The sequence below is a fragment of the Nonomuraea sediminis genome (assembly GCF_018531495.1).
GTDB classification, from domain to species: Bacteria; Actinomycetota; Actinomycetes; order Streptosporangiales; family Streptosporangiaceae; genus Nonomuraea; species Nonomuraea sediminis.
This window is the reverse complement of the sequence record NZ_JAHDTI010000003.1, coordinates 401,503-418,203: the sequence shown is the minus strand read 5'-3', so window position 1 is coordinate 418,203 and position 16,701 is coordinate 401,503. Positions and strand designations below refer to the sequence as shown.

Genomic DNA, 16,701 nt, shown 5'->3' with positions numbered 1-16,701 from the left:
CCGCACCCTCCAGGTGGCGCTGCGCGCGGCCTCGTGGTAACGGATCTCTTGACAGCTCCAGGGATAGCGTCTTTGCTAGCGGGAAATCGATTACCGAGAAATCGATTGCTCGGAGGCGCGGATGTTCCGGCTCGTCGTATTGAGCGGGTTCCTGGGGGCTGGGAAGACGACCATGATGGTGGGCGCCGCGCGGGCGCTCGGGCGGCGGGGCAGGCGGGTTGCCGTCATCACCAACGACCAGGCGGGCGATCTCGTCGATACGGCGGTGGCGACGCACGGGCTGCCGGAGGGCGCGGTCGCGGAGATCACCGGCGGCTGCTTCTGCTGCCGCTTCGAGGACCTGGAGCGGACCATCCGCGAGGTCGTCGACCGCACCGGGGCGGACACCGTGATCGCCGAGGCGGTCGGCAGCTGCACCGACCTCCAGGCGACCGTGCTCCGCCCGTTACGCCGCTTCTACGGCGACTCGATCCGGGTCGCACCCCTGACAACTCTGGTCGAGCCCGTCCGCATGGCCGCCCTGGGCTTCCCCACCCCGACCCCCGGCTCACCCCGCCCACCAGGACCACCCTTTGCAAACGACCCTGAACACCGGACGACCGGGCAAGGGGCCGTGGACGATCCGGACCGACGACCGGTTGGACAAGGGATCGAAGGTAGCCCAGAGCGTCGGTGGGGTGCTGAGGGGGATCTGGAGTATCTGTTTGAGCGGCAGTTGGCTGAGGCGGATGTGATCGCTCTGACCAAGTTGGATGCTCAGCGGGGTCCGGGGCTGGTGGGGGAGTTGGCGCGGCGGTATCCGTATGCGCTGGTCGTGCCGTGCTCGGCGGTTACCGGGCTGGGGATGGAGGGGGTGCTCGAGGCGTGGGAGGCGCCCGAGCCCGCAGGGCGTGACCTGGAGGTCGACTATGACCGGTACGCGGCGGCCGAGGCGCGGCTCGGGTGGCTCAACGCCCGCTACCTGGTCGACGGTGCCGTGCCGGGGGAGTGGGTGCTGGCCGTACTGGAAGAGCTCTCGCGAGTATGCGCGCGCGCCGGATACCTGGTCGGGCACGCCAAGATCACCGCGTCGGACGTGGGAGGGCTGGCCAAGGCGAGTCTGGTGGCCGCCGGGGCGGCTCCGGTGCTCGACATCGCGGGGCCCGAGGCGGCGGGGGTCTCGCGGGCGGTGGTGAACGTGCGGGTGGGGTGCTCGCCGTACGAGCTGGAAGGGCTGGTCGCGAACGCGATCAGGGCGGCCGACGAGGCGACGGGCGCACGGTCCATGGCCGAGTCGACGAACGCCTTCAGCCCGTCCTACCCCAGACCCGTTCACCGGTTCCCGGCAGCCTGACGCAGAAGCAGCCCGAGCCAGTAGCAGCCCGACTCAGAAGCGGCCCGGCCCAGAAGCAGCCTGACTCAGAGCAGCGTGACGAGAAGCAGTCTGACGCAGAAGCAGCCCGAGCCACAGCAGCCCGGCCCAGAAGCAGCCCGACGCAGAAGCAGCCTGACGCAGAGAAGCCTGAGCCGGAAGCAGCACGGCCCAGAAGCAGGCCGACTCAGAAGTAGCCCAGCAGTCTGACCCTGGAGCGAAGATGTGTAGGAACGATGGATCGTGCTGTGCGCCCGCGGGCGTGTCGCGGCGGGGGTTCCTGGCCGCGGCGGCCGGGGGAGTGGCGGCGGCCATGGTGCCGTGGCGGGCCGAGGCCGCGGCGGCGCTCGGGTTACGCGAGGAGGACGTGATCCTCGTCCCCGAGGACAAGGCGCTGTCGGCCGAGTGGATCAGGGCGCTCTACCGGCGCGCCGAGCCCACCCGCTACGACAGCCCCGCCTACGTGGGCATGCCGGTGGGCGGCGGCTGCGCGGGGCAGCTCTACCTGGGCGGAGACGGCAGGCTGTGGCACTGGGACATCTTCAACACCCCGGCCAGGCCCACCAACGACACCACCTACGCCAACCCGCCCAGGCCGAGCTCGCCCTTCGGCCACGGGTTCGCGCTGCGGACCGGGAGCAGGTACCGGTCGCTGGACGCGGAAGGGTTCCCCGACCACAGCTTCGTCGGGCAGTACCCGATCGGGACCGTGACGTACAGGGCCGACGACGTGACCGTGACGCTGGAGGCGTTCTCCCCGTTCATCCCGCTGAACGCCGACGACTCGACGATCCCGGCCACCGTACTCACCTACAGGATCAGGAACACCGGCAGCAGCAGACTGGACGGCGAGCTGCTCGGCTGGCTGGAGAACCCGGTGTGCCTCGACAGCCGTACCCAGCAGCCGATCCTGCTCACCGCGGCGGCCACCGGAAGCGGGCTGCGGTTCGGGGCCCGCGACGGGCAGTCGGGGCAGCCGCGCGAGGACATCCCGTTCGAGGACTTCGAGCAGGACACCTACCAGGGCTGGACGGCCACGGGCACCGCGTTCGGCACGGGGCCGGTCGAGAAGGCCAAGGTGCCCGACTACATGAAGCGCTTCGGCGACCTGGGCGGGACGGGCGCCAGGTTCGTCACCTCGCACCAGTTCAGGAACGGCGAGGACGTCTGGCAGGCCGACGCGCACACCGGCCGGCTCACCAGCAGGGCGTTCACCGTCGAGCGCCGCTACGTGAACCTGGCGGTGGGCGGCGGCGGGCACGCGGGCCAGACCTGCGTGAACGTCGTGGTCGACGGCAAGGTCGTGGCCACCGCGACGGGCCACGAGGCCGAGCCCATGGCCCCCAGATCCCTGGATGTCGCCAAATATGAGGGCAAATCGGCCAGCATCGAGATCGTCGACGTGCACACCGGCGGGTGGGGCCACATCAACGTCGACTCGATCGTCTTCAGCGACAGGCCCGCCGCCCCCAGGCCCTTCGACCAGCTCCCCGACGCGGGCACACTCGCCCTCACCGCGCTGAGCCCCGCCGCGGGAGTCCGCCCGTCGATCGCCGCGTGGGACACCCTGGAGGCGGTCTTCACCTCGGCCGACGGCCCGGCCGAGGTGGACGCGGGCAAGGCCGCGATGGCGGGTGCGGTGTCGGTGCCCGTACGGCTAGCGCCCGGCGAATCCCGAAATTTCCGGTTCGTTCTGGCGTGGTACTTCCCGATCCCCGACCGGCAGTCGCTCGCCTTCCTCAGAGGCTCCGACAAGCTACGCCACCACTACGCCAAGCGCTGGGGCTCGGCGACCGACGTCACCAGCTATGTCGTGAAGAATCTGGACAGGCTCGAGGGGCTGACCCGCCGCTGGGTCGACACGTTCTACACCGACTCCACGCTGCCGCACTGGTTCCTGGAACGGACCTTCGCCACCGCCTCCACCCTGGCCACCGCCACCTGCTACCGCTTCGACGACGGCCGCTTCTACGGCTGGGAGGGCGTCTACTGCTGCGCGGGCACCTGCGAGCACGTCTGGAACTACGCCCAGGCCCTCGGCCGCCTCTTCCCCGACCTGGAGCGGGACGCCCGCGAGCGCGTCGACCTGGGGATCGGCTTCCACGAGGACACCGGCGAGATGGGCTTCCGCGCCGAGGCCTGGATGGGCTGGGCCGCCGACGGCCAGTGCGGCACCATCCTGCGCATCTACCGCGAGCACACGATGTCGCCCGACGCCGGATTCCTCCGCAGGAACTGGCCGAGGATCCGTAAGTCCATCGAATGGGTCATCGCTCAGGACGGCGACGCCGACGGCACCCTTGAAGGCCGCCAGCCCAACACGCTCGACACCGACTGGTACGGCGAGATCTCCTGGATGACCTCCATGTACGTGGCCGCGCTCAAGGCGGGCGCGATCATGGCCACCGAGGCCGGCGACACCGCGTTCGCCGCCACCTGCACCGAACTGGCCGCCAAGGGCGAGGCGTTCATCGACGCCACCCTGTGGACCGGCGAGTACTACATCCAGCGCGTCGACCCTGCGCACGCCGACGTCATCAACCACAACAGGGGCTGCCACATCGACCAGATGTTCGGCCAGAGCCTCGCCTCGCAGTACGGCCTGCCCAGGGTCATGCCGGCCGACAAGTGCAGGACCGCGCTGGAGAAGCTCTACCGCTACAACTTCGCCCCCGACCCCGCCGACTACCGCTCGAAGTTCCACACCATCGAGGGCGGCCGCTGGTTCGCCATGGCACGCGAGCACGGCATGCTCATGACCACCTGGCCGCACGGCGGCGACGCGCAGGCCCCGGGCAACCCGGCCAGCTGGGCCGCCATCTACTTCAACGAGTGCTGGACCGGCCAGGAGTACCAGGTCGCCCACCACATGATGGACGAGGGCCTGGTCGAGAAGGGCCTCACGCTCACCAGGGCGATCCACGACCGCTACCACCCCGCCAAGCGCAACCCCTACAACGAGATCGAGTGCGGCGACCACTACGCCCGCGCCATGGCCTCCTACGGCGTCTACGTCTCGGCCTGCGGGTTCACCTATCACGGGCCCGAGGGCAGGATCGGCTTCGCGCCGCGCCTCACCCCCGACGACTTCCGCGCCGCCTTCACCGCCGCCGAGGGCTGGGGCCTGTTCCGCCAGCGGCGCACGGGCCCCGTGCTGCACGCGGCCATCGAGCTGCGGTACGGCAGGCTGCGCGTGTCGAGGGTGACGCTCGCCGTACCGGCCAAGCCCAAGATCGTGCAGGTACGGCCGGCCGGGCAGGTCCGCTTCACCCACGCGAACGGAACTCTGGAGATCACCCTCGACCGGCCCGTGGAGCTGGCGGCCGGGCAGGCGCTGGAGGTGATCGTGCGCTAGAAGTAGCCCTTCGCGCCGTCGAGCAGCTCGCGCATCACGTCGGCGTGGCCCGCGTGGCGGGCCGTCTCCTCGATCATGTGGATGAGCATCCAGCGCAGGTTCCCCTGAGCCGAGCGGAAGTCAGGATGCTTGCCGACAGCCTCCAGCGGGTGGGCGGCGACGATCTCGTCGGAGATCGCGCACTGCTTGGTGTACTCCTCGAGCAGCTGCGCGAGAGGGACGCCGTCCACCTTGAGGTCGGCGTCCTCCTCGTCGGAGAACTGCGGGCCCTCGGCGGGGCGGCCGAGGAAGAGCACCTCGAACCAGGTGTACTCGACCCAGCGCATGTGGGAGACCAGGCCCGCCATCGTCATCAGCGGGGAGGTCGGCAGAACGGACCGGTGCGCGTCCTCCTCGGACAGGCCCTCGCACTTCCAGTGGATGATGGCGCGCTGCATCTCGAGCCAGCCGAGCAGCTGCTCGCGCTCGGGGGCCTCGAAGTCGGGACGGATCCTTGGTGGGGTCATGGCCGGGACGGTACTTCAGCGGCCCCGCACTCGCATCATTTTTTCGCCGCCCGCGTACGGTGACCGGCTCGCCATACGCCGAGGATGTCCAGGGTGTGGTCGATGTCCGTGGTGGGGTCGCCGTCGACCAGGACGAGGTCAGCCCGCAGGCCCGGCGCGACGCGGCCGCCCTCATGATCATCGCCGCCGTCAACGGCGTCGCGACCACCTGGCTCGCCGCGCCCGGCCTCTTCTCGCCCGCCGCGGAAGCGCGCCCCCTGGCCGACGCCATCGTCGGCGGCCTCAGGTAAGGGGCGTCACACACCGCCGGTACGGCAGGATGGCTCCTCCTACTCCTCGGGCAGGATGCCGAGCCCCAGGGAAACGAACCAACGGCGGATATGAAACCCGCCCCACCTGGTGAATCTTGGGAGCACCGCACGACGAGACATCCCTGGAGGGGAACGTGAGAACACGGCTGCTCGCCCTGGTGGCCGCGGTGACGCTGCCGATCGTGTCGGGGTGCGCCGGGGACCCGCCCGCCGTCCTCACGCTGCCCGCGCCCACCGGCCCGCACCCGATCGGCACGCTGGACCTGCACCTGGTGGACTCCTCCCGCCCCGACCCCTACGAGCCGGGGCGCAGGCGGGAGCTCATGGTCAGCCTCTGGTACCCCGCCCGCGACGGCAAGCAGCCGTTCGCCCCGTACCTGGCGCCGAAGGCGGCCGCGCGCTTCATCAAGGCCAACGGCCTGACGGAGGGTTCCGTGCGGCTGCCGGTGACCCACGCCCGCACCGGCTCCCCGGTGCTCGGCGGGAAGCTGCCGGTCGTGCTGTTCTCGCCCGGCAACGGGGCCAACAGGTCCGACAGCACGGTCGTGGTGGAGGAACTGGCCAGCCGCGGCTACCTGGTCGTCACCGTGGACCACACCCACGACGCCGAGGAGGTCGAGTTCCCTGACGGGCGGCTGGCCACCCACACCATGCCGGCGGAGACGCCCGGCGAGGCGCAGGTCGCGGTGCGTTCGGCCGACGTGCGGTTCGTCCTGGACCGGCTGGCCGACCTCGACGGCGGCGGCAATCCCGACGTCGAGCGGCGGGCGCTGCCCGAGGGGGTGAAGGGTGCCTTCGACCTGGGCCGGGTGGGCATGTTCGGCCACTCCATGGGCGGGGCGGCCACGGCCACCACGATGCTGGAGGACCCCCGGATCAAGGCCGGGCTGAGCCTGGACGGGCCCGTGTTCGGTGAGGTGGCGCGGAAGGGAGTGGCCGTGCCGTACCTGTTGATGAGCGCGAAGGCGCAGAGGGCGCTCGTGCCCGAGCTGGCGGCGTTCCGGGGACGGCTGCGCGGCTGGAAGCTCAACGTCAAGGCCGAGGGCGCGGCGCACGTGTCATTCAGCGACGCCGAGGTGCTCTACCCGCAGGCCGCCAAACTACTCGGGTGGGGCGCCCCCGAGCTGCGGAAACAGATCGGCACGCTGGATCCGGCGCGCGGCCTGGCGATCCAGCGGGCCTACCCGGTGGCGTTCTTCGACCGCTTCCTCAAGTCCCGGCCTTCGCCCCTGCTCGACGGTCCCTCCAAGAGCTTCCCCGAGATCACCTTCATCCCCTGACGACGCCCTGGAGGACGACGTGGCTGGGGGGAAATCGTTCCCCCGCGACGCGGCGCAGGAGGAGCTCGGCCGCGTGCCGCCCGATGTCGTACGTGGGCTGCGCGATGAGGGTCATCTCCTCCGCCAGCCCCAGCGCCCAGCTCATGTCGTCGAAGGCCGCCACCGCGATGTCCCCGGGGTAGCGGAGGCCGCGCTCCCTGATCGCCGCGACAGCGCCGAGCGTCATCAGGTTGTTGGAGATGAACAGCGCGTCGGGCTCCAGTGACAGCAGCGTCTGCGCCGCCGCCCGCCCGCCCTCGATCCGGTAGTCGCCCCGCGCCACCAGGCGCTTGTCGTACGGCAGGCCGGCCGCCTTGAGCCCGTGCTTGTAACCCGCGAGGCGGTCGGCGGCGGTCGTGACGTCGGCGGGTCCCGCGATGAAGCCGATGCGGCCGCACCCGCGCGCCACCAGGCGCAGCACCGCCTCCTGGGCGGCCTTGACGTTGTTCACGCCCACCCGGTCCACGTCGGCCGTGCGCAGGCGGCGGTCGATCGTGACCACCGGGATCCCGCGCTCCCGCATGAGGTCGATCGAGGTGCGGGTGGTCGAGGCGGGGGAGAGGATCACCCCCGCCATGCTCTCGGCCGCCGCCACCTCCAGGTAGCGCTGCTCCTTGTCCAGGTCCTCGTCGGTGTTGGCCAGCACGACCGAGTACCCGGCCCGGGAGGCGGCGTCCTCCGCGCCGCGCACCATCGAGGTGAAGAACGGGTTGGTGATGTCGGAGATGATCACGCCGAGGACCGTCGTGGCGCGGGTGCGCAGGGACCTGGCCTGGCTGTTGGGGCGGTAGCCCAGCTCGCGGGCGGCGGCCTGCACCCGGTCGCGCAGGGCGGAGGCGACCGTGGGGCCGCCGTTCAGCGCGCGGGAGACGGTCGAGGGGGAGACGCCGGCCGCGAGGGCCACGTCCTTGATCGTGATCTGCGTCACCGGCACCCCCGTTGCGATTCTGTGATCCGAGGGTCCATTGACACCCCTCGAGGCCGGATCTAGCTTAGCGGGAAATCGATTTCTAGCAAACGATTTCTCGCGGAGGTGCCGGGTGGCACGCATCGGACTGCTGAGCATGTCGGACGGGCGCGACTACGTCGCGCGCGATCTCGTCGACCACATCAACACCGCGACGAACGGCCTGGCGGAGGCGTTGCGCAAGGAGGGCCACGACGTGATCGTGGCCCCGGAGATCGTCTGGACCAACGAGCTGGCCACCGGCCAGGCCCGCTGGCTGGCCGACCAGCGCCCCGACCTGACGATCTTCAACTACGCGGTCTGGGCGTTCCCGCACTTCACGATGCTGGCCGCCGAGGCGACCAGCGGTCCGCTGCTGCTCATGGCCAACATCGACCCGGTGCAGCCCGGCATGGTCGGCATGCTCGCGGGCGGTGGCGGCCTCGACCAGATCGGCCGCACCCACGCCAGGGCCTGGGGCGACATCTCCGACCCCGTGGTCAGGGAGCGCGTGCTCACCCACGTCAGGGCGGCGCACGCGGTGAGCGGGCTGCGCGGCTCGACGTTCGGCCGGATCGGCGGCCGCCCGATGGGCATGTACACCGCCGTCGCCAACACCGACCAGTGGATGCGCACCTTCGGCGTGGACGTCGAGGAGATCGACCAGTGGGAGGTCGTACGGCGCAGCGAGAACGCCGCGCAATCCCGGGTCGCCGAGGCGAGGCAGTGGCTGGAGCGCCACGGCAACGTGCACTACGACGGCAAGCAGCTCACCCCCGACCTGCTGGAACGCCAGATCCGTACCTACTACGCGATGCGCGAGCTCATCGAGGAGTGGAACCTCGACTTCTCCGGCATCAAGGGGCAGCCGGAACTGACCACCCACTTCTGCACGATGGACATCGCCGAGGCCTTCCTCAACGACCCCTACGACTGGGAAGGCCCGAAGCCGACCCACGTCTGCGCCACCGAGGCCGACATGGACGGCGCGCTGAGCATGCAGATCCTCAAGCTGATCAGCGGCGACCCGGTGCTGTTCGCCGACGTGCGGCACTACCACGCCGACAAGGACGTGTGGGACCTGTGCAACTCCGGCCAGCACGCCACCTGGTACGCGGCCCGCTCCGACGACCCGCTGGAGAACCTGGCCAGGACCCACTTCTACCCCGAGGTCTTCTTCTTCCCCGCCGGCGGCGCCAGCGTCCACCACCTGGCCGCGCCGGGATCGGCCACGTTCGCCCGGCTCACGCGCAGGGACGGCCGCTACCGCATGCACGTGATGCGCGGCGAGTTCGAGCTGTACGACGACGAGACGAACGAGCGCATGGCCCGCCAGTCCACCTTCGAGTGGCCGCACGCCTTCACCCGGCTGCACGTGCCCGCCACGGAGTTCCTCGAGCGGTTCGGCTCCAACCACATCCACGCGGTGCCGGGCGACTACGTGGCCGAGCTGGCCGCCGTGTGCAAGCAGCTTGACGTCGATTTCGAGGGGTTCGGGGATGCTGCCTAGTCTCGCGGCGGTCGTCCTGCTGGCCGGGACGCTCGCCGTACCCTCACCGGACCTGTCACTGCCCGCCCAGGACAAGGGGTCGGTCGGCTGGGACGTCTACCGGCACCTGGAGCGGCTGCCCGAGATCCCGGTCAACGTGGAGACCAAGCAGTACTCCAGCTTCGACCGCACGGGCGAGAACAACGACGGCTTCAACGGCACCTACTCCTGCCTGCGCACCGACCAGACCGGATGCGTCATCGCCGAGCACGCGGGCCCCGGCGAGGTCGACGCGATCTGGTTCACCAGGGACGAGGGCGACGTCCGCCGCACCGGCAAGATCACGATCGAGCTGGACGGCAGGAAGGTCGTCGACGCCCCGCTCCAGGACCTCGTGGACGGCAAGCTCGGCGCGCCGTTCGCGGCGCCCCTGGTGGGCAACGCCGACCAGAGCTCCGGCGGCGTCTACGTCGAGGTGCCGATGCCGTTCACCCGCTCGATGCGGATCACCACGCAGAACAACCCGCTCTTCTACCACGTCACCTACCGCACGTTCGCCGACGCGCAGGGCGTCACCACGTTCGACCCGGCCGACAAGGCGCAGGACGTGCTCGACCGCCTCGAGAACCCCGGCCCCGTCGTGGCCGGCGGCCGCACGCAGCAGACCGCGCTACGCGTCGACCCTGGCCAGACGGTACGGCTGGCCCGCACCACGGGATCCGGCCTGATCTCCGCCCTCAAGGTACGGCTGCCGCAGGCCGAGCACGTCCAGGCCCGGACCGACACCGACGACGGGCGCGCGTTCGGCCGGGACGGCTCCAGCCAGTTCACCGTCAAGGTGGACCCGGCCAACGACGGCGTCCGCCTGACCCGCCGCCTCGACCCCGCCATCGGCAACCAGGTGGCCAAGGTGCTGGTCGACGGCCAGGAGGCCGGGCAGTGGGGGCCGAGCAGGAAGCTGCCCTACGGGCTGTGGGCCGAGGAGTCGGTGGACCTGCCCGCCGCGCTGACCAAGGGCAAGTCGCAGCTCACGATCAAGAACGTGTTCGTCAGCTCCGACTACGACTACAACGAGTTCACCTACTGGGCCGACAGCGCGGGCAGGCGCACGGACACCGTGAACGTGGGCGACGCCGCCGACGAGGCCGCGCACGCCTACGCCATCGCGGGCCAGACCTGGCAGGGCACCCGGACGTTCAGCTACCCGCTCGACGACGCGCGGACCGCCAAGATCAAGGCTGCCCAGGCGCTGCTTCAGGGCCTGCGGCTGCGCGTCACCTTCGACGGGCAGCGCACGGTCGACTCGCCGCTGGGCGAGTTCTTCGGCTCGGGCCACGCGATGAACACCGTCAAGTCCCTCATGTCCACCATCGACGCCGACACCAGCACGATGACCGCCTGGTGGCCCATGCCGTACCGGGCGGGCGCGACCGTGGAGCTCTACAACGGCTCCGGCACGGCGATCACGACCGGTACGGCATGGGTGACGTCGGCGTCGCGCCCGGTTGTCGCAGGCACCAACCTCGGATATTTCCGGACCCAGTCCCGCAGCGGTCCGACCACCCCCGCCAAGAGCTGGCCGTTCCTGCAGGTCACCGGCACAGGCAAGTTCGTCGGCGTCAGCCACACCATGCGCGGACCCACGAACCGCAACTTCCTGGAGGGCGACGAGCGCGTCCGCGTCGACGGCTCCCGCACCCCGCAGATCCACGGCACCGGCACCGAGGACTTCTACCAGGCGGGCTGGTACTTCAACCGCGAGACCTTCGCCACCCCCTGGCACGGCAACCCGGCGCACCTCACCCCGTTCACCGGCTGCGCCACCGACAACGACTGCACCGGCGCCTACCGCCTGATGCTCGCCGACGCCGTCCCCTTCGCCCGCTCGCTCGACTTCACCATCGAGCACGGCTGGATCGACAACATCGACTCCGTCTACTCCTCCACGGCCTTCTGGTACGGCACGCCCACCCCGTCGGGGCGCCCGACCGACACCCTCCTCGTCGGCGACCAGGCCAGCGAGCAGGCACACCACTACACGGGCGGAGGAGAGGTCACCACGCTCGACTCGTCCTTCGAGGGCGAGTGGAAGAACCCTCCGGCGCTCCAGGCATCCCAGCGCACCACGGACCAGCCGATCTCCTTCACGCTCAAGGTCGACCCCGCCAACCGGGGCGTGCGGCTGCGCCGTACGTCCGACCAGAACCAGGGCTGGCAGCAGGCCCAGGTGACGGTCAACGGCCACCGCCTCACGGACTGGGTCCAGCCACTGTCGAACACCACCCGGCGATGGCTCGATGACGTCTATCAGATCCCGTCGTCCGTCACCCACGGCACGCCGTCCATCACCGTGACCCTGACTCCCGCGACCCCCTGGTCAGCCGCCGCCTACACGGCCTGGAGCCTCCAGTGACCCCCACCCCTGTGCTGAGGATGCGGGGGATCGGGAAGTCGTTCCCCGGCGTCCGGGCGCTCGACGGGGTCTCGCTCTCCGTGGGGGAGGGCGAGGTCGTGGCCCTGCTCGGGGAGAACGGGGCGGGGAAGTCCACGTTGATGAACATCCTGGCGGGGGTGTTCAAGGACTACGAGGGCGAGATCGAGGTCGGCGGCGAGGTCGTCAGCATCCACTCGCCCAGGGACGCCCAGCGGCACGGGATCGCGATGATCCACCAGGAGCTGAACCTGGTGCCCGAGCTGTCCATCGCCGACAACATCTTCCTCGGCCAGGAAAGGCTCCTCCTCGACCGCCGCACGGCCGACAGGACGGCCGCCGAGCTGCTGCGCGGCCTCGGGCTCGACCTGGCGCCGCGCAGGCTGATCAAGCAGTGCAAGATCGCCGAACGGCAGCTCATCGAGGTGGCCAAGGCCCTGTCGCTCAACGTCCGGGTGCTGGTCATGGACGAGCCCACCTCGGCGCTCGCCGACGCCGAGGTGCATCGGCTGCACCAGGTGATCCGCGACCTCACCGGCCGCGGCGTCGCGGTGGTCTACATCTCCCACCGGCTGGAGGAGCTGGAGGAGATCGCCGACCGCGTCGTGGTCCTGCGCGACGGCGCCTACATCGGCGAGCGCGTCATGCGGGACGCCACCCGCGACGTACTGATCCAGATGATGGTCGGCCGCCCGCTCGGCGAGATGTTCCCGCGCGCCGGCGGCGGCTCGTCGGGCGAGGTGCTGCTCGAGGTCGACGGCCTGTCCGTCCCCGGCGACGCGGCCACCGGCCGCACGGCGCTGCGCGACATCTCGCTCACGGTACGGCGGGGCGAGATCGTCGGCGTGGCGGGGCTGATGGGTGCCGGGCGGAGCGAACTGCTCGAGACGCTGTTCGGCGTCCACCGCCCCGCGGCGGGCACGGTCTCGCTGGGCGGCGTGCCGTACAGGCCGAGGAGCCCGCAGCGGGCGATCAGGCGCGGCGTGGCGCTGGTCGCGGAGGACAGGAAGGCGCAGAGCCTGGTGCTCGGCAACACCGTGGCCTTCAACGCCAGCCTGTCCTCGCTCGGGCGCTTCCTGCGGCTGGGGACCGTCGACCGCGGGCGCGAGAACGCCGCCGTGGCCGAGCAGGTCGAGGAGCTGCGGGTGAAGACGCCGGGGCTGCGCTTCACGGTCGGGAACCTGTCGGGCGGCAACCAGCAGAAGGTCGTGCTGGCCAAGTGGCTGCTGACCTCGCCGGACCTGATCCTCATGGACGAGCCCACCCGCGGCATCGACGTCGGCGCGAAGGCGGAGATCCACGCGCTCATGTCGTCGCTCGCGGCCTCGGGCAAGGGCGTGCTGGTGGCCTCGTCGGAACTGCCCGAGCTGCTGGCCATGTGCGACAGGATCCTGGTCCTCTGCGAGGGCCGCATCACCGCCGCCTTCGCCCGCGGCAGCGCCTCCCAGGAGGCCATCCTCGAGGCCGCCATGGCCCGGCAGCAAGTGATCGCAACGGAGTCCGGAACATGACAGTGAGGACCGCGCCGCCGCCCGCGAAGGCGCCGTCGGAGAGCAGGATGCGGCGGACGCTGTCCGCGCTCGGCGCCGCCCAGGCCTACATCGGGCTGGTGCTCGTGCTGGCCGTGGGCGTCGCCACCAAGGGCGAGATGTTCCTCAACGAGACGAACCTCACCAACGCCGTCGGCGCGTTCGCCTCCCGCGGCATCCTGGCGGTGGGCGTCACGCTGGTGATCCTCACCGGCGGCATCGACCTGTCGGTCGGTTCGCTGCTCGGCATCGCGTCGATGACCTCGGCCATGCTGCTGGCGAAGTTCGCGCTCGAGCCGTGGCAGATCGTGCCGCTCTGCATGCTGGTGGGTGCCTTCTTCGGCTTCCTGAACGGGGCCGGCACTGCCTGGCTGCGCATCCAGTCGTTCGTGATGACGCTGGCGATGCTGTCGGTGGTGCGCGGGCTCGACCGGCAGATCAGCGACAACGTCAGCGTCGGCACCCAGATCGCCGGGCCCGACGGCAGGCTCACCCCGCAGGCCGAGGCGTTCCAGCTGTTCGGCACGCCGGGGCACAACCTGTTCGACCGGATCTACTACCCGGTGCTCGCCTTCATCGTCGTCTGCGTCGTCTTCCACCTGATCCTTTCGAAGACACGCTTCGGCCGGCACGTCTACGCCGTGGGCGGCAACCCCACCGCGGCCAGGCTGTCCGGCGTCAACGTCACCGCGGTCACCATCGCGGTCTTCACACTCAGCGGCATGCTGGCCGGGTTCGCCGGTCCCATCGACGCCGCCTACAGCGCCTCCGCCGACCCGCTCGCCGGGCAGTCGTTCGAGCTGGACGCCATCGCGGCGGCCGTCATCGGCGGCGCGTCGCTGGCGGGCGGGCGCGGCGCGATCGCCGGCACGTTCGTCGGCGCCCTCATCCTGACCCTGCTCGACAACGTGCTCGGGCTCAACGCGGTCAGCGACAACTGGCAGCTCGTCATCAAGGGGCTGATCGTCGTCGTGGCGGTCGTTCTGCAGCGCCCCGATCTGTTCAGGTTCCTCCGAGGAGGGAAGCAATCATGAAAGCTCTCGCAGTCGCGATACTCGCCGTGGCGCTGGCAGCCGGGTGCGCGTCCAAGGCGCCCACGGCCACCTCCGGGCCGAGCGGGGCCAAGACGAAGTTCGTGGTCGGGTACTCGCAGTCCAACAACGCCGAGCCGTACCGTGCGCAGCTGAACCTGCAGCTGCAGCACTTCCTCAAGAAATATCCGGACATCGAGCTGCTGCCGATCGCCGACGCCAAGCAGAGCAGCGCCACCCAGGTCTCGCAGGTGCAGAACTTCATCACCCAGAAGGTCGACGCGCTCATCGTCTCGCCCACCGAGCCGGCGCCGCTGACCGCCGCCGTGCAGCAGGCCTGCGACGCCAAGATCCCCGTGATCATCCTGGACCGCACGGTCAACACCGAGTGCTACACCTCCTTCATCGGCGGCGACAACGTGCTGATCGGCAGGAAGGCCGGCGAGGAGGCGGTCAGGCTGCTGCCCAACGGCGGCAACGTGGTCGAGCTGCGCGGGATCCTGTCCAACCAGCCGCAGATCGACCGCGACAAGGGCTTCCGCGAGGCCATCGCGGCCAACCCCAAGATCAAGATCGTCGCTGATCGCGAGGCGAAGTGGCTCAAGGAGGCGGCCACGCCGATCATGCAGCAGTGGCTGGCCCAGAACCAGCAGATCGACCTGGTCTACGGGCACAACGACCCGATGGCGCTCGGCGCCTACCTGGCCGCCCAGGCCGCCGGGCGGGCCGACAAGATCAAGTTCATCGGCATCGACGGCCTGGCCATCCCCGACGGCGGCATCCGGGCCGTCCAGCTCGGACAGCTCGCCGCCACGTTCATCTATCCGACCGGCGCGCAGGAGGCGGCCGATACGGTGAACAAGATCCTGCACGGGCAGCAGGTCGAGAAGAAGCAGGTCCTCGGCACCACCCAGGTGTCGAAGGACAACGCCGCCCAGCTCTACAAGCAGTACGACCTCTCGGGGGCCAACTAGATGTATCTCGGCGTCGACATCGGGACCTCCAGCTCCAAGGGCGTCCTGGTCAGCCCGGACGGGCGGGTCGTGGCCACCGCGGTGCGCGAGCACCGCACGGCCACGCCCCGTCCCGGCTGGTTCGAGCACGACGCTCGCGCGGTGTGGCTGGAGGACTTCTCGGCCATCTGCCGCGAGCTCTCACGTCCTGAGATCTCCGGCATCGGGCTCAGCGGGATCGGGCCGTGCGTCCTCCCGGCCACGCAGGACGGCACGCCGCTGCGGCCCGCGATCCTGTACGGCGTGGACACCCGCGCCACCGCGGAGATCGCCGCCCAGACCTCCCGGTACGGCGCGGCCGAGATCCTGGAGCGCTGCGGGTCGCCCCTGACCTCGCAGGCCGTGGGCCCGAAGCTGGAGTGGCTGCGCGCCCACGAGCCCGAGGTGTGGAGCGCCACCAGGCGCCTGTTCATGGCGCACTCGTGGCTGGCCAACCGGCTGACCGGCGCCTACGTCCTCGACCACCACTCCGCCAGCCAGTGCGCGCCGCTCTACGACACGCGCACCTTCTCGTGGATCCCCGAGTGGGCCGAGGAGATCGCGCCCGGGCTCCGGCTTCCCGAGCTCGCCTGGAGCGGCGAGGTCGTGGGCACGGTCACGGCCGCGGCGGCCGCGGAGTTCGGCCTGCCCGAGGGCGTGCCGGTGATCGCCGGGACGATCGACGCCTGGGCGGAGGCGGCCAGCGTCGGCGTGCGCGAGCCAGGCGACGTCATGCTCATGTACGGCACCACCATGTTCATCGTCGAGATCCTGGCCTCGCGTGTCACCTCACCGTCGTTCTGGGGCACGGCGGGCATCACGCCCGGCTCACACAACCTGGCCGCCGGCATGGCCACCTCGGGCGCCATCACGGCGTGGCTGCGCGACCTGACCGGCGCCTCCTACGAGCGGCTCACCCAGGAGGCGGCGCAGGCGGGCATCGGCGCCGAGGGCCTGCTCATGCTCCCGTACTTCGCCGGCGAGCGGACCCCGGTCTTCGACCCCGACGCCCGCGGCACGGTCATCGGCCTCACCCTGCGCCACGGCCGCGGCCACCTCTACCGCGCGGCCCTGGAGGCCACCGCGTTCGGAGTCCGCCACAACCTGGAGGAGATGCGCGCGGCGGGCGCCACGGCCAAGCGGCTGGTCGCCGTCGGCGGCGGGACGGCGGGCTCGCTCTGGCCCCAGATCGTCTCCGACGTCCTGGACGCACCGCAGGTGCTCCCGACCCACACCCTCGGGGCGGCGTACGGCGACGCCATGCTCGTGGCCGGCGCCGACAGCGCCGCGTGGAACCCCCCGGCCGCCACCATCACCCCGAACCCCGAGGCCAGGGCATCCTACGACCACCTCTACACCCTCTACCGCGACCTCTACCCCGCCACCCTGCCCATCGCCCACGCCCTGTCCCGCTTGCCATAGCTCTCTGGCGGCACCCCGC

The 16,701-nt window shown here is 70.6% G+C and carries 12 protein-coding genes; 10 read left to right on the top strand and 2 right to left on the bottom strand.

From position 1 onward, the window contains the following. Positions 1 to 121: 121 nt before the first annotated feature. Together KIK09_RS16020 and KIK09_RS16015 are read left to right on the top strand one after the other, a co-directional pair. Positions 122 to 1,333, top strand: a complete 1,212-nt coding sequence (locus KIK09_RS16020) for a GTP-binding protein (protein WP_214320001.1) — start codon at positions 122 to 124, stop codon at positions 1,331 to 1,333. Positions 1,334 to 1,574: 241 nt separating this feature from the next. Beyond that, positions 1,575 to 4,706, top strand: coding sequence for a GH116 family glycosyl hydrolase (locus tag KIK09_RS16015; protein WP_214320000.1), 3,132 nt, complete (start codon positions 1,575 to 1,577; stop codon positions 4,704 to 4,706). Here KIK09_RS16015 and KIK09_RS16010 read toward each other — a convergent pair. Beyond that, the gene (locus tag KIK09_RS16010) at positions 4,703 to 5,212 is read right to left on the bottom strand and encodes a DinB family protein (protein WP_214319999.1); all 510 of its coding nucleotides are present in this window, start codon (positions 5,210 to 5,212) and stop codon (positions 4,703 to 4,705) included. The two genes, KIK09_RS16015 and KIK09_RS16010, sit on opposite strands and share 4 nt — an antisense overlap. A 95-nt stretch (positions 5,213 to 5,307) precedes the next feature. Here KIK09_RS16010 and KIK09_RS16005 point away from each other — a divergent pair, with 95 nt between their 5' ends. Further along, positions 5,308 to 5,502 (top strand): hypothetical protein, encoded by a 195-nt coding sequence (locus KIK09_RS16005; RefSeq protein WP_214319998.1) that lies wholly within the window; start codon positions 5,308 to 5,310, stop codon positions 5,500 to 5,502. Positions 5,503 to 5,657: 155 nt separating this feature from the next. Then, positions 5,658 to 6,803 carry an alpha/beta hydrolase family protein gene (locus tag KIK09_RS16000; RefSeq protein ID WP_214319997.1) on the top strand — a complete coding sequence of 382 codons (1,146 nt, stop codon included), beginning with the start codon at positions 5,658 to 5,660 and terminating at the stop codon, positions 6,801 to 6,803. Here the strand turns inward: KIK09_RS16000 and KIK09_RS15995 are convergent. After that, on the bottom strand, positions 6,793 to 7,770 hold the full coding sequence (locus KIK09_RS15995) for a LacI family DNA-binding transcriptional regulator (RefSeq protein WP_214319996.1): 978 nt from the start codon (positions 7,768 to 7,770) through the stop codon (positions 6,793 to 6,795). The two genes, KIK09_RS16000 and KIK09_RS15995, sit on opposite strands and share 11 nt — an antisense overlap. A 112-nt stretch (positions 7,771 to 7,882) precedes the next feature. Here KIK09_RS15995 and KIK09_RS15990 point away from each other — a divergent pair, with 112 nt between their 5' ends. The 6 genes from KIK09_RS15990 to KIK09_RS15965 are packed head-to-tail and all read left to right on the top strand — an operon-like array spanning position 7,883 to position 16,682. Then, on the top strand, positions 7,883 to 9,298 hold the full coding sequence (locus KIK09_RS15990; protein ID WP_214319995.1) for an L-fucose/L-arabinose isomerase family protein: 1,416 nt from the start codon (positions 7,883 to 7,885) through the stop codon (positions 9,296 to 9,298). After that, positions 9,288 to 11,690, top strand: coding sequence for a glycoside hydrolase family 172 protein (locus KIK09_RS15985; RefSeq protein ID WP_214319994.1), 2,403 nt, complete (start codon positions 9,288 to 9,290; stop codon positions 11,688 to 11,690). Before KIK09_RS15990 ends, KIK09_RS15985 begins: the two co-directional genes overlap by 11 nt. Next, complete coding sequence (locus tag KIK09_RS15980; protein ID WP_214319993.1) at positions 11,687 to 13,219, top strand: sugar ABC transporter ATP-binding protein; 1,533 nt, start codon at positions 11,687 to 11,689, stop codon at positions 13,217 to 13,219. Before KIK09_RS15985 ends, KIK09_RS15980 begins: the two co-directional genes overlap by 4 nt. Then, positions 13,216 to 14,271, top strand: a complete 1,056-nt coding sequence (locus tag KIK09_RS15975) for an ABC transporter permease (RefSeq protein WP_214319992.1) — start codon at positions 13,216 to 13,218, stop codon at positions 14,269 to 14,271. The genes KIK09_RS15980 and KIK09_RS15975 overlap by 4 nt, the downstream gene beginning before the upstream one ends. Continuing rightward, on the top strand, positions 14,268 to 15,242 hold the full coding sequence (locus KIK09_RS15970; protein ID WP_214319991.1) for a substrate-binding domain-containing protein: 975 nt from the start codon (positions 14,268 to 14,270) through the stop codon (positions 15,240 to 15,242). Before KIK09_RS15975 ends, KIK09_RS15970 begins: the two co-directional genes overlap by 4 nt. Further along, complete coding sequence (locus tag KIK09_RS15965) at positions 15,243 to 16,682, top strand: FGGY-family carbohydrate kinase (RefSeq protein ID WP_214319990.1); 1,440 nt, start codon at positions 15,243 to 15,245, stop codon at positions 16,680 to 16,682. Positions 16,683 to 16,701: the final 19 nt, after the last annotated feature.

Coding starts and splice junctions, on each gene's coding strand:
- KIK09_RS15970 (WP_214319991.1), top strand. CDS start 14,268: ATGAAAGCTCTCGCAGTCGCGATACTCGCCGTGGCGCTGGCAGCCGGG.
- KIK09_RS16020 (WP_214320001.1), top strand. CDS start 122: ATGTTCCGGCTCGTCGTATTGAGCGGGTTCCTGGGGGCTGGGAAGACG.
- KIK09_RS16015 (WP_214320000.1), top strand. CDS start 1,575: ATGTGTAGGAACGATGGATCGTGCTGTGCGCCCGCGGGCGTGTCGCGG.
- KIK09_RS15985 (WP_214319994.1), top strand. CDS start 9,288: ATGCTGCCTAGTCTCGCGGCGGTCGTCCTGCTGGCCGGGACGCTCGCC.
- KIK09_RS15975 (WP_214319992.1), top strand. CDS start 13,216: ATGACAGTGAGGACCGCGCCGCCGCCCGCGAAGGCGCCGTCGGAGAGC.
- KIK09_RS15965 (WP_214319990.1), top strand. CDS start 15,243: ATGTATCTCGGCGTCGACATCGGGACCTCCAGCTCCAAGGGCGTCCTG.
- KIK09_RS16010 (WP_214319999.1), bottom strand. CDS start 5,212: ATGACCCCACCAAGGATCCGTCCCGACTTCGAGGCCCCCGAGCGCGAG.